Here is a 12,785-nt window from a genome sequence, read left to right on the forward strand (position 1 = left end):
GGGGAGCCGCCCCGCCGGGGCGGCCGGGGGCAGACAGCCCCCGTCTACCAGCGCCCGAGCGCGGCCTCGTCCGCTTCCTTGGCCGCCACCCAGTCGGCGCCCCCGGCGGTGACTTCCTTCTTCCAGAAGGGCGCCCGCGACTTCAGATAATCCATCAGGAACTCGGCTGCGGCGAAGGCCTCGGCCCGGTGCGCCGCAGCGGTCGCGACCATCATGATGGGCTCCGAGGGCCCGAGCCGGCCGTGCCGGTGGATCACCAGCGCATCGATCAGGTGCCAGCGCTGCCGGGCCTCCTCGGCGATGGCGGCGATGGCGCGTTCGGTCATGCCCGGATAATGCTCGATCTCCATGGCCTCGAGCGCGCCCGACAGGTCGCGCACGAGCCCGGTGAAGGTCACGATGGCCCCCGCCCCTGCAGCGCCGTCCGCGAAGGTCTGCGCCTCGGCGCCGAACTCGAAGGGCTCGGCCTGAACCAGAACGCGCATCTCAGCCCCCGGTCATCGGCGGGAAGAAGGCCACCTCGCGCACGCCCTCGAGCGGCGCGTCGAACTCGGCCAGCTCCTGATCGAGAGCGACCCTGAGGCTCGAGAGATCGGCAAAGGCCAGATCATAGCGCTCCTCGCGCGCGCGGAGCTCCTCGACCAGCTCCGCCACGGTGGCGGCCTCGGTCTCCAGCCGCTCGCGCGGCAGCCCGATCCGCTCGCGGACCCAGGCGAAATAAAGCAGATCGATCATTTCTCGTCCTTGAGGTAGGGAAGCGCCTTCCTGAAATAGTCCCAGCCGGTGATGAAGGTAAGGGCCGCCGCGATCCAGATCAGCGCAAGCCCCAGCCAGGTTGCATAGGACGAGCAGCCGTGCATCCCGCAGCTACGGATCGGATCGGCCTCGCCGGCGCTGACCGCCCGGGCATATTGCTCCCAGGTCATGCCCTGCCGTGCGATCCCTTCGAGATGCTCGAGCCCGGTGCCGAGGAACAGGATGGCGATCGCCACCATCTGCGCCGTCGTCTTCCACTTGGCGAGCTTGGTGACTTTCAGGAGGCTGGCCTTCGCGCCGAGGAATTCGCGCAGGCCAGAGACGAAGACCTCGCGGAAGAGAATCAGCGTCACCGGCAGGATCAGCCAGGGGTTCATGCCGGAATAGCCGGTGATGATGACCAGCGCGATCACCACCATCGCCTTGTCGGCGATGGGATCGAGCATGGCGCCGAACTTCGATTCCTGCTTCCACAGCCGGGCGAGATAGCCGTCGAAGAAGTCCGTCACCGCCGCCAGGATGAAGAGCGTGAGCGCGAACCAGTCGGCCCAGGGCCTATGGAAATAGAGGAACATCACCGCCACGCCGGGCGCGGCCAGCAGGCGCAGAACGGTGAGAATATTCGGGATCGACCAGTTCATGCCGCAGGTCTAGCCATTCGCCGCCGCGGGGGGAAGAGGGTTGGAGAGCGGCGCCCCGCCTCAGGGGCCCGAACCGGCCTCAGCTCCCGTGGAAATAATCGTGGATGGACTGCGCCATCGTCTCCGAAATGCCCTCGACCGCGCAGAGATCGGGCACGCCCGCCCGGGCCACCGCCTTGGCCGAGCCGAAATGCGCGAGCAGCGCGCGCTTGCGCGCGGCCCCCACCCCCGGGATCTCGTCGAGCGGCGTGGCGCTGACGGCCTTGGCCCGCTTCGCCCGGTGGGCGCCGATGGCCCAGCGGTGGGCCTCGTCGCGCAGGCGCTGCACGAAATAGAGCACCGGATCGTTCATGCGCAGCGCGAAGGGCGGCTCGCCGGGGCGGTGGAACTCCTCCTTGCCCGCGTCGCGGTCGATGCCCTTCGCCACGCCGATGAAGGGCACGTCGTCCACCCCCAGCTCCTGCAGGATCTCCTGCACGGCCGAGACCTGCCCCGCGCCGCCGTCGATCAGCAGAAGATCCGGCCAGGCGTCGGTCTTGCGCTCGGGGTCTTCCTTCAGCAGGCGCTCGAAGCGGCGGGTCAGCACCTCCTTCATCATGCCGAAGTCGTCGCCCTGCGCCCCCGCCGCGCCACGGATGTTGAACTTGCGATACTGGCTTTTCAGGAAACCCTCGGGTCCGGCGACGATCATGCCGCCGACCGCATTGGTGCCCTGGATGTGCGAGTTGTCGTAGACCTCGATCCGCTTCGGGGCCGCATCGAGCTCGAAGGCCTCGGCGAGCCCCGCGAGCAGCCTGTTCTGCGTGGCGCTCTCGGCCATGCGGCGGGCAAGGCTTTCGCGCGCATTGCGGGCCGCATTCTCGACCAGCTCGGCCTTCTCGCCCCGCTGCGGCACCCCGAGCGTCACCTTGCGCCCCGCCCTCTCGGACAGGAGCTGCCCCACGAGATCGGGATTGTCCACCGGATGCGAGAGCAGGATCATCCGCGGCGGCTCCTTGTCGTCGTAGAACTGCGCGAGGAAGGCCTCGAGAATCTCCGGTTCTTCCGCCCCGGCGCCGGTGCGGGGGAAGAAGTCGCGGTTGCCCCAGCTCTGGTTCGCCCGGATGAAGAAGACCTGCACGCAGGCCTGACCGCCCTCCAGATGGACGGCGATCACATCGGCCTCGGCCACGCCGCGGGGGTTGATCCCCTGCGAGGACTGCACCTGCGTCAGCGCCTTGATCCGGTCGCGGAGAGCCGCGGCGCGCTCGAACTCCATGGCCTCCGAGGCCGCCTGCATCTGCTCGGCGAGGTTGGCCTGAACCTTCGTCGTCCGCCCCTGCAGGAAGCGTTCGGCATCGCCGATCAGCTCGGCATAATCCTCGGCCGGCACCCGGCCCACGCAGGGGGCCGAGCATCGCTTGATCTGGAAGAGAAGGCAGGGCCGCGTGCGGCTTTCGAAGGTGGCATCCGAGCAGGTGCGCAGAAGAAAGACCCGCTGAAGCTGGTTCAGCGTCCGGTTCACGGCGCCGGCGCTTGCGAAGGGGCCGAAGTAGCTGCCCTTCTCGGACTTCTTGCCCCGGTGCTTCTTGAGCATCGGGAAGGGATGGTCCTTGGCGATCAGGATGTTCGGGAAGCTCTTGTCGTCGCGCAGGAGCACGTTGTAGCGCGGCTTGAGCTGCTTGATGAGGTTCTGTTCGAGCAGGAGGGCCTCGGTCTCCGTTCTCGTTGTGAGAAACATCATCGAGGCGGTCTCGCGGATCATCCGGGCGATGCGGCCGGAATGGCCCGAGGGGCGCGCGTAGTTCGACACCCTCGCCCGGAGGTTGCGCGCCTTGCCTACATAGAGCACCTGGCTCTGGGCATCGAGCATCCGGTAGACGCCCGGCGAGCCGTCGAGCGTCTTCAGGTAGCCCTGAATCACCGCATGTCCGGTCGGCACATCGCGGCCGTCCGTCTCGTTATCCTGCACGTCCGACTCCGTCTTCCTCGCGCTTCGGCGATTCCCTCTCTCGCTGCAACGATAACGGGGGGTCTACAAGAGGAAACCTGTCCACCGTTTCTGTGGATAAGTCTGAGGGAAAGCTTGGAGCAGCGCCGATTTTCCCTTGTTCCATGGCAGCTTCCCTCATTTGCGCAAAAATTAAGCTACTTTTTAACACGCTGAATAAACTTGAAAATTTCCTGCGCGTTACCGCAATGTCATGAAAGGTTTGGGAATTTCATGCGTCTGAGCCACCTCTTTGCGGACAGTGGACAACTCGGCGGGAGACCCTAGAAGCCGAAGCCGCGCGGGCCCCCGGCGCCCAGATGCTGGCCTCCGTCCACGCAGATCATCTGCCCGGTCACCGCCGGCGCCTCGAGGAGGTAGCCGAGCGCCGCCGTGATGTCCGAAGGATTGGCGCCGCGTCCGAGAACCGTGCCGGCGCGCTCGTCCGCGAAATCCCCGGGCGACTGGTGCGCGCCCTGCAGGGTGGGTCCCGGGCCGATGCCGTTGACGCGCACGCGCGGCCCCAGCTCCTGCGCCGCAAGGCGCGTCAGGGTCCAGAGGCCGACTTTCGCGAGCGTATAGGTTGCAAAATCCGGCGTCGGATGCAGCACCCGCTGGTCGATCATGTTGACGACAAGCGCCTGCGCCACCGGTTCATTTTGAGCATCCCGCACCGGCGCAGGTGCCTGAGCCGCGAAACTCTGGATCAGCACGAACGGCGCCCGGAGGTTCGATTCCATGTGCCGGTCCCAGCTTTCGCGGGTGGCCCCGGAGATCGTGTCCCTCTCGAAGATCGAGGCGTTGTTCACGAGAAGATCGAGCGGGCCGCCCAGAGCCTCGGCCGCCCGCGCCACGAGGGCCTGCGTCTCGGCCTCGACCAGGAGATCGGCCCGGAGCGCCACGGCGCGCCGTCCGAGGGCCGCGATTTCTTGCGCCACCGCCTCGGCCTCGTCGGCCGAGCCCGCGTAATGCACCGCCACATCCGTGCCGCGCCGCCCGAGCCAGAGGGCCATCTCGCGCCCGAGCCGCCGGCCGGCTCCCGTGACGAGGGCCCGCATCAGCCCTTGCCCTTCCGGCAGGGGCACGGCTCCTTGCCGACGATGAACCGTCCGCAATGGCCGCAGAGCGTCGGCGGCGGCACCTCGGCGCGGCGCCGCGGCAGGCGCGGCGCCCGGAACCGCCCGATCATCGCGATGGCCGCCATGCCGAGCAGGAAAAGCGTGATGATCTTGACGAGCATCAGAGACCGTAGCGCGCCCAGAGGGCCCTGTTCTCGACCTCGGCCAGCGCCTGCCCCGCGAGACTCATGCCCAGCCGCTGCAAGAACGGCCGGCGCTGGCCGTAAGGCACGAGCCGCACCTTGTCGCCGTAGTTCTCCTGCAGCTTGGGCACCAGATGGGCCACGCCGTCGGCGAGGCCCAGACGCACCGCTTCCTGCCCGGTCCAGACGTCGGCGTTGAAGAGATCGGCGTTCAGGTCGAGGCGCGTGCCGCGGTGGCGCTTCACATACTCGATGAAGGCGCGATGGATCGGCTCCTGCAGGGCCTTCAGCCGCTCCACATCCTCGGGCTTCTCGGGCAGGAACGGGTCGGCCAGCGATTTCGAGCGCCCGGCGGTATGGACGCGCCGCTCGATGCCGTTGCGGGCCATGAATTCGTGGAAGCCGAAGCTCGAGAAGATGACCCCGATCGAGCCCACGAGCGAGCTCTCGTCCACCCAGATCTCGTCGCCCGCGCAGGCGAGCCAGTAGCCGCCCGAGGCCGCCACATCCTCGACGAAGGCATGGACGCGCACGCCCTTTTCGGAGGCGAGGCGGCGGATGCGGGCGGCGATCAGGCTCGACTGCACCGGCGAGCCGCCGGGCGAGTTGATGACGAGCGCGACGCCGGCCGGTTTCCCGCGCCGGAAGGCCTTCTCGATCACGGCCGCGAGGCCCTGATCCGACAGGCCGCCGCGCGGCCCGGAGGCGATCACACCCTGAAGCCGGATCACCGGGACAACCGGGTCCTTCCTGATGAACGGGATATACTGTTTCATGTGCCCGATGTAGGCCGAGGCCGGGTGCCGAACAAGAAGAGAGGAGGCCGCGCCGGGGAAATCTTGCCATGGGTCAGGAAGGCTCTCTCGACAAGGTGGCCTGCGCGAGGCGGGCCCGCCGCGAGGGTCGGCCGGCGTGCCTCGGGATGGGAACCGGCGAGCAGGCACGATCCCCGCCAGAAGAACCGGCACAAACCCATGGGGGCGAGGGACAGGCGCCGTCAAAGAAGACCGCTGCACCGAGAGGGCCACGGACGAAACGGCAGAAGGACTTGGGAGCCGAGGGCCAGAAGGCACCGCAAGGCGGCAACGTATTGGGGCAAAGGGGGCGCGCCATGCCCCGTGGGCACCGGCTCGGGGAGAGGGGCCGGCAACGAGGGGTGCCGGCTCCGGGGGAGAGGGTCCGGCAACGAGGGGCGCCGGGGCTTGGGGAGCGGGCCCTGAAGAGAGGGCGAACGGGAGAGGAAGGCCGCGCGGTGATCGACAAGCTGGAGATGTTCATAGCGCTCGCGCGCGAGCGGCACTTCGGACGCGCGGCCGAGGCCTGCGGGGTGGCGCAGCCCACGCTCTCCTCGGCGATCCGTCAGCTCGAGGACCAGCTCGGCGTGCAGCTCGTCTTCCGCGGCTCGCGCTTTCAGGGCCTGACGCCTGAAGGCGCGCGCGTGCTGGACTGGGCGCGGCGGATCGTGGGCGACGCACGCGCACTCCGCGATGAGATGCGCTCGGCCCGCTCGGGCCTTTCGGGCAACCTGACGCTCGGGGTCATCCCGACGGCGGTGCCCATGGTGGCCGATCTCACCGCGCCCTTCCTCGAGCGCCACCCGGCCGTGCATGTCCGCATCCTGTCGCGCACCTCGACCGAGATCCTCTCCGGCATCGAAAGCCTCGAGTTCGACGCGGGCATCACCTATCTCGACAACGAACCGCTGGGGCGGGTGACGCAGGTGCCGCTTTATGCCGAAAGCTACCGGCTGGTCTGCGGCCCCGCCTTCCCGCTGCCCGAGACAGGGAGCCTCGGCTGGGATGAGGTCGCGCGTCTGCCGCTCTGCCTCCTTACCGCCGACATGCAGAACCGCCGCATCGTGAACCAGCATCTGGCCGGCACCGGCGCGCCGGCCTCGCCTTCCGTCGAATCGAACTCGACCCTGACGCTCTTCGCCCATGTGATGACCGGCCGCTGGGCCAGCGTCCTGCCGAAGAAGCTCGCCGATCTCTTCGCAGGGACCGGCCGTCTGCGCGCCATCCCCATCGTGGGGCCCGAAGTGTCGCATCAGGTGGGATTGATCGCCGCCTACCGCGAGCCGCACACCCCGATCCTCACCGCCCTGATCGAGGCGGCGCGACGGCTGGAGGAGCCGGCGGGCTGAGGCGGTCGATAGGCATTACCTATCGAACCACGGTTTGTTGATATTGATATACCTATCGGGGTGCGTATTTTTGTCGCTCATCCAGGGAGGGAGGGGCCGCATGCGTCTGGACGAAGCGGAGGTTCACGCGCGCGTCGATGACATTCTCGACGCTCACGAGGGGTTGGAAGGGCCGCTCCTGCCGATCCTTCATGCGGTGCAGGAGGCCTTCGGCCACGTTCCTCTCGACTCGCTGCCCCGGATCGCCGAGCGCCTGAACCTCTCGCGGGCGGAAGTGCATGGGGTGATGAGCTTCTATCACGACTTCCGCACCCGGCCGCACGGGCGGCATGTGCTGAAGCTCTGCCGGGCCGAGGCCTGTCAGGCGATGGGCGGCGACCGGCTGGCCGAGGCGACGCAGGCGCGGCTCGGGATCGGCTGGCACCAGACGACGGCCGACGGCGGCGTGACGCTGGAGCCCGTCTTCTGCCTCGGCCTCTGCGCCTGCGGCCCCGCCGCGCTGGTCGACGGGCGCGTGGTGGGCCGGGTGGACGAGGCCCGGCTCGAGCGGATCCTCGAAGAGGTGCGCGCATGAAGATCTACGTTCCCCGCGACGCGGCCGCCAAGGCGCTCGGCGCCGACGAGGTGGCTGCCGCCATCGAGGCCGAAGCCGCGCGGCGCGGCCTGCCGCTGACGCTCGTGCGCAACGGCTCGCGCGGGATGGTCTGGTTGGAACCTTTGGTCGAGCTTCAGACCGGGGCCGGCCGCGTGGCCTTCGGCCCGGTCACGGCCGCCGATGTGCCGAGCCTGTTCGAGGCGGACTGGAAGCGGCATCCGCTGGCGCTGGGTCTGACGGAAGAGCTGCCGTGGCTCATGATGCAGACGCGCCTCACCTTCGCCCGCTGCGGGATCACCGATCCGCTCTGCCTCGAGGAGTATGAGGCGCACGGCGGGTTCGAGGGGCTTCACCGCGCTATCGCCATGAGCCGCGCCGAGATCCTGCAGGAGGTGATCGATTCCGGCCTCCGCGGGCGAGGCGGCGCGGGCTTTCCCACCGGCATCAAGTGGAAGACGGTTTCCGAGGCGGAGGCCGCGCAGAAATACATCGTCTGCAACGCGGACGAGGGCGACAGCGGCACCTTCGCCGACCGGATGATCATGGAGGGCGACCCCTTCACCCTGATCGAGGGCATGACCATCGCCGGCCTCGCGACCGGGGCCACGCGCGGCTATGTCTACATGCGCTCGGAATATCCCGATGCGGTCGAGGTGATGGGCGAGGCGGTGCGGATCGCCCGCGCCCACGGGCTGCTCGGGCCGTCGGTCATGGGCTCGGGCCGCGCCTTCGACATGGAGATCCGCGTCGGCGCCGGGGCCTATGTCTGCGGCGAGGAGACCTCGCTTCTGAACTCGCTCGAGGGCAAGCGCGGCGTGGTGCGCGCCAAGCCGCCGCTTCCGGCGCTCGAGGGATTCCTCGGCAAGCCCACGGTCGTGAACAACGTGATCTCGCTGGCCTCGATCCCGGTGATCTTCCAGAAGGGCGCCGCCTACTACCGCGACTTCGGCCTCGGCCGGTCGCGCGGCACCATCCCGCTGCAGATCGCGGGCAATGTGAAGCGCGGCGGCCTGTTCGAGATCGCCTTCGGCATGAGCCTCGGCCAGATCGTCGATGACATCGCGGGCGGCACGGCCTCGGGTCGGCCGGTCAAGGCCGTGCAGGTGGGCGGGCCGCTCGGCGCCTACTTCCCGCGCGCCCTGTTCGATACGCCCTTCTGCTACGAGGAATTCGCCGGAGCCGAGGGCCTCGTGGGCCATGCGGGCATCGTCGTCTTCGACGACACGGCAGACATGCTGAAGCAGGCGCGCTTCGCGATGGAGTTCTGCGCCATCGAGAGCTGCGGGAAATGCACCCCCTGCCGCATCGGCGCGGTGCGGGGCATGGAGACGGTCGACCGCATCGCCCGCGGCGACGCGGCCGCGATCCCGCTGCTCACGGATCTGTGCGCCACGATGAAATCGGGATCGCTCTGCGCGCTGGGCGGTTTCACCCCCTACCCGGTGATGAGCGCCCTTACCCACTTCCCGGACGATTTCGCCCCGATGAAGGAGGCAGCAGAATGAAGGACTTCATCCTTCCCGACGACCGCGACTTCGGCACCCCGCGCTCGCGCGCGACCGAGACGGTGACGCTCGAGATCGACGGCTTCCCGGTGACCGTGCCTGCGGGCACGTCGGTGATGCGCGCCGCCGCCGAGGCGGGGATCTCGGTGCCGAAGCTCTGCGCGAGCGACACTCTCGACGCCTTCGGCTCCTGCCGGCTGTGCCTTGTCGAGATCGAGGGCCGCGCGGGCACGCCCGCCTCCTGCACCACGCCGGTGGCGCCCGGCATGAAGGTGCGCACCCAGACGCCGAAGCTGAAGCAACTGCGCCGCGGGGTGATGGAGCTCTATATCTCGGATCACCCGCTCGACTGCCTGACCTGCGCCGCCAACGGCGATTGCGAGCTGCAGGACATGGCGGGCGCGGTGGGCCTGCGCGATGTGCGCTACGAGGCCGTGGAAAATCATTTCACGCCCCGCAGTGCCGCCGGCGACCTCAATCCGCAATGGATGGCCAAGGACGAGTCGAACCCCTATTTCACCTACGATCCATCGAAATGCATCGTCTGCTCGCGCTGCGTGCGGGCCTGCGAGGAGGTGCAGGGCACCTTCGCGCTGACCATCGATGGCCGCGGCTTCGACAGCCGCGTCTCGGCCGGGATGGCCAGCGACAGTTTCCTCACCTCCGACTGCGTGAGCTGCGGCGCCTGCGTGCAGGCCTGCCCGACCGCCACGCTGCAGGAGAAGTCGGTGATCGAGATCGGCACGCCCGAGCGTGCGGTCGTGACCACCTGCGCCTATTGCGGCGTCGGTTGTTCCTTCAAGGCCGAGATGCGCGGCGACGAGCTGGTGCGGATGGTCCCCTACAAGGGCGGCAAGGCCAACCACGGCCATTCCTGCGTCAAGGGGCGCTTCGCCTATGGCTATGCGGCCCACAAGGACCGGATCCTGAAGCCCATGGTGCGCGAGTCGATCCACGATCCCTGGCAGGAGGTGAGCTGGGACGAGGCCTTGGGCTTCGCCGCGCGCCGCCTGACAGCGATCCAGGAGAAGCACGGCCGCCAATCCGTGGGCGTCATCACCTCGTCGCGCTGCACGAACGAGGAGACCTACCTCGTCCAGAAGCTGACCCGCGCCGTCTTCCGCAACAACAACACCGACACCTGCGCCCGGGTCTGCCACTCGCCCACCGGCTACGGCCTGGGCCAGACCTTCGGCACCTCGGCCGGGACGCAGGATTTCGATTCGGTCGAGGCTGCGGACGTGGTGATGGTGATCGGCGCGAACCCGACCGACGGCCATCCGGTCTTCGCGAGCCGGCTGAAGAAGCGGCTGCGCAAGGGGGCGAAACTGATCGTGGTCGATCCGCGGCGCATCGATCTGGTGAAGAGCCCCCATATCGCGGCGGCCCACCATCTGGCGCTCAGGCCCGGAACCAACGTGGCCGTGGTGACGGCCATGGCCCATGTCATCGTGACCGAGGGGCTAGCGGATGAAAAATTCATCCGCGAACGCTGCGACTGGGACGAGTTCCAGGACTTCGCCGAATTCGCCGCCGATCCCCGTCACGCGCCCGAGGCGATCGAGAGCCTGACCGGCGTGCCCGCGGCCGAGCTGCGTGCGGCGGCCCGCCTCTATGCCACCGGCGGGAATGCCGCGATCTATTACGGGCTGGGCGTGACCGAGCACAGCCAGGGCTCGACCACCGTCATCGGCATCGCGAACCTCGCCATGCTCACCGGCAACATCGGCCGGCCCGGCGTGGGCGTGAACCCGCTGCGGGGCCAGAACAATGTGCAGGGCTCCTGCGACATGGGCTCGTTCCCGCACGAGCTGCCGGGCTACCGGCATGTGAAGAGCGATGCGGCGCGCGCGGTGTTCGAGCGGCTCTGGGGCGTCGAGATCGATCCCGAGCCGGGCCTGCGGATCCCGAACATGCTCGATGCGGCGGTGGAGGGCACCTTCAAGGGCCTCTATTGCCAGGGCGAGGACATCCTGCAATCGGATCCCGACACGCGTCATGTCGCGGCGGGCCTTGCGGCGATGGAATGCGTGATCGTCCACGACCTCTTCCTGAACGAGACCGCCAACTATGCCCATGTCTTCCTTCCGGGCTCCTCCTTCCTCGAGAAGGACGGCACATTCACCAACGCCGAGCGCCGCATCAACCGCGTGCGCAAGGTCATGGCGCCGAAAAACGGCTTCGCCGACTGGGAAGTGACGCAGATGCTGGCCAATGCGCTGGGCGCGGGCTGGGGCTACACCCATCCGAGCCAGATCATGGACGAGATCGCGGCCACCACGCCCTCCTTCGCCGGCGTCTCCTACGAGCGGCTGGAAGAGGCGGGCTCGATCCAGTGGCCCTGCAACGAGGAGCATCCGCTGGGCACGCCGCTCATGCATGTCGAGGGCTTCGTGCGCGGACGCGGAAAACTCATCCGCACGGAATATGTGGCGACGGACGAGAAGACGGGCCCGCGTTTCCCGCTGCTCCTCACCACCGGGCGGATCCTTTCGCAGTACAACGTCGGCGCGCAGACGCGGCGGACGGCGAACAGCGTCTGGCACCCCGAGGACGTGCTCGAGATCCATCCGCACGATGCCGAGGTGCGCGGCGTGGCCGAAGGCGACTGGGTGCGCCTCGCCTCGCGGGCGGGCGAGACGACGCTCCGGGCGCGGCTGACGGATCGCGTCTCGCCGGGCGTGGTCTACACGACCTTCCACCATCCCACGACGCAGGCCAATGTCATCACCACCGACTTCTCGGACTGGGCGACGAACTGCCCGGAATACAAGGTGACGGCGGTGCAGGTTGCGCCGTCGAACGGGCCGTCGGACTGGCAGGAGGATTACCGCGCCCAGGCGAACCTCGCGCGGCGCATTCTGCCGGCTGCCGAATGAAAGAGACCCGCCATCTCCTGCCGCGTCTCGCCCTGTCGCCGGGGCGAGCCGAACAGGGTGCGCGCTGCCTGCCCGAAGAGGTGGCGGTGGCGCTCAGCTTCAACGGCACGACGCAGGCGGTCATGATGGCAAGCCCCTCGGATCTCGAGGATTTTGCCATGGGCTTCGCCCTGACCGAGGGGTTCGCGCGCCCCGAGGAGATCGAGAGCCTTACGCCCGTCGAGACCCCGCGCGGCATCGACCTGCAGATCTGGCTTCGCCCCGAGGCGGAGGCCCGGCTGGCGGCGCGCAGGCGGCGGATGGCGGGCCCGGTGGGCTGCGGTCTCTGCGGCATCGACAGTCTCGCGGAGGCGCTGCGCCCCCCGCCTCCGGTCGAGGGCACCCTGCGCCTTGCCGCGGGCGACTGTCTCGCGGCCGTCGCCGGCCTGACCGATCATCAACCGCTTCACGATGCCACGCGCGCCGTCCATGCCGCCGGGTTCTGGATGCCCGGACAGGGCCTCGTGACCGTGCGGGAGGATGTGGGGCGGCACAATGCGCTGGACAAGCTCGCGGGCGCGCTGCTGCGCCGTGACGTGGCTGCGGATCGCGGCGCCGTGGTGCTGACCTCGCGCGTTTCCATCGACATGGTGCAGAAATGCACGCGCCTCGGCGCCCCGATCCTGATCGCGGTGTCCGCTCCCACCGCTCATGCGGTGCGGATGGCCGACGAAGCCGGGCTCACGCTGGTGGGGCTGGCCCGCGGCGAGCGGTGCGAGGTCTTCACCCATCCCCACCGCATCATCCCAGACGAGGCCGCGCATGTCGCCTGACAAGCTGATCTATATGGCGAATCAGATTGCCACGTTCTTCGAGTCGAAGCCCCATGCCGAGGGCGTGGCGGGCACGGCCGCCCATATCAACGACTTCTGGGAGCCTCGGATGCGCCGTCAACTGCTGGCGGTGATCGAGGAGGGACGCCCCGGCCTGCGCCCCCTCGTGCTGGATGCGGCGCAGGAGATCCGGCGTCCGGCGGACGCCTGACCCTCTCGACCGG

Annotated in this window: 13 protein-coding genes; 6 read left to right on the top strand and 7 right to left on the bottom strand. The window is 68.6% G+C overall.

From position 1 onward, the window contains the following. Positions 1-44: 44 nt before the first annotated feature. The 7 genes from RSP_RS13740 to RSP_RS13770 all read right to left on the bottom strand — a co-directional run bounded on the left by RSP_RS13740 (position 45) and on the right by RSP_RS13770 (position 5,403). The gene (locus RSP_RS13740; protein WP_002721436.1) at positions 45-485 is read right to left on the bottom strand and encodes a molybdenum cofactor biosynthesis protein MoaE; all 441 of its coding nucleotides are present in this window, start codon (positions 483-485) and stop codon (positions 45-47) included. Position 486: 1 nt separating this feature from the next. After that, entirely contained in the window at positions 487-735 is a 249-nt protein-coding gene (gene moaD / locus RSP_RS13745; RefSeq protein WP_002721437.1) for a molybdopterin converting factor subunit 1, read from the bottom strand. Then, positions 732-1,397 (bottom strand): CDP-diacylglycerol--glycerol-3-phosphate 3-phosphatidyltransferase, encoded by a 666-nt coding sequence (gene pgsA, locus RSP_RS13750; protein WP_002721439.1) that lies wholly within the window; start codon positions 1,395-1,397, stop codon positions 732-734. Before pgsA ends, moaD begins: the two co-directional genes overlap by 4 nt. 79 nt (positions 1,398-1,476) lie before the next feature. Further along, positions 1,477-3,348 carry an excinuclease ABC subunit UvrC gene (uvrC, locus tag RSP_RS13755; protein ID WP_011338696.1) on the bottom strand — a complete coding sequence of 624 codons (1,872 nt, stop codon included), beginning with the start codon at positions 3,346-3,348 and terminating at the stop codon, positions 1,477-1,479. Positions 3,349-3,650: 302 nt separating this feature from the next. After that, on the bottom strand, positions 3,651-4,424 hold the full coding sequence (locus RSP_RS13760; RefSeq protein WP_017139980.1) for an SDR family oxidoreductase: 774 nt from the start codon (positions 4,422-4,424) through the stop codon (positions 3,651-3,653). Continuing rightward, a complete protein-coding gene (locus RSP_RS13765; protein WP_017139981.1) occupies positions 4,424-4,606 on the bottom strand; it encodes a hypothetical protein in 183 nt (60 codons plus the stop codon). The genes RSP_RS13760 and RSP_RS13765 overlap by 1 nt, the downstream gene beginning before the upstream one ends. Further along, positions 4,606-5,403 carry a S49 family peptidase gene (locus tag RSP_RS13770; protein ID WP_011338698.1) on the bottom strand — a complete coding sequence of 266 codons (798 nt, stop codon included), beginning with the start codon at positions 5,401-5,403 and terminating at the stop codon, positions 4,606-4,608. Before RSP_RS13770 ends, RSP_RS13765 begins: the two co-directional genes overlap by 1 nt. A gap of 476 nt (positions 5,404-5,879) precedes the next feature. Between RSP_RS13770 and RSP_RS13775 the strand changes: the two genes are divergently transcribed. From RSP_RS13775 to RSP_RS13800, 6 genes are all read left to right on the top strand, one after another. Beyond that, positions 5,880-6,770 carry a LysR family transcriptional regulator gene (locus RSP_RS13775; RefSeq protein ID WP_011338699.1) on the top strand — a complete coding sequence of 297 codons (891 nt, stop codon included), beginning with the start codon at positions 5,880-5,882 and terminating at the stop codon, positions 6,768-6,770. Between the two features lie 100 nt (positions 6,771-6,870). Continuing rightward, positions 6,871-7,344: a formate dehydrogenase subunit gamma gene (locus RSP_RS13780; protein ID WP_002721449.1), complete on the top strand. Its 474-nt coding sequence runs from the start codon at positions 6,871-6,873 to the stop codon at positions 7,342-7,344. After that, positions 7,341-8,870 (top strand): formate dehydrogenase beta subunit, encoded by a 1,530-nt coding sequence (locus RSP_RS13785; protein WP_011338700.1) that lies wholly within the window; start codon positions 7,341-7,343, stop codon positions 8,868-8,870. Before RSP_RS13780 ends, RSP_RS13785 begins: the two co-directional genes overlap by 4 nt. Beyond that, a complete protein-coding gene (gene fdhF / locus RSP_RS13790; RefSeq protein ID WP_011338701.1) occupies positions 8,867-11,749 on the top strand; it encodes a formate dehydrogenase subunit alpha in 2,883 nt (960 codons plus the stop codon). The genes RSP_RS13785 and fdhF overlap by 4 nt, the downstream gene beginning before the upstream one ends. Next, positions 11,746-12,561: a formate dehydrogenase accessory sulfurtransferase FdhD gene (gene fdhD / locus RSP_RS13795; RefSeq protein WP_011338702.1), complete on the top strand. Its 816-nt coding sequence runs from the start codon at positions 11,746-11,748 to the stop codon at positions 12,559-12,561. The genes fdhF and fdhD overlap by 4 nt, the downstream gene beginning before the upstream one ends. Next, the gene (locus RSP_RS13800; protein ID WP_009563132.1) at positions 12,551-12,772 is read left to right on the top strand and encodes a formate dehydrogenase subunit delta; all 222 of its coding nucleotides are present in this window, start codon (positions 12,551-12,553) and stop codon (positions 12,770-12,772) included. The genes fdhD and RSP_RS13800 overlap by 11 nt, the downstream gene beginning before the upstream one ends. Positions 12,773-12,785: the final 13 nt, after the last annotated feature.

Source organism: Cereibacter sphaeroides 2.4.1 (assembly GCF_000012905.2).
GTDB classification, from domain to species: domain Bacteria; phylum Pseudomonadota; class Alphaproteobacteria; order Rhodobacterales; family Rhodobacteraceae; genus Cereibacter_A; species Cereibacter_A sphaeroides.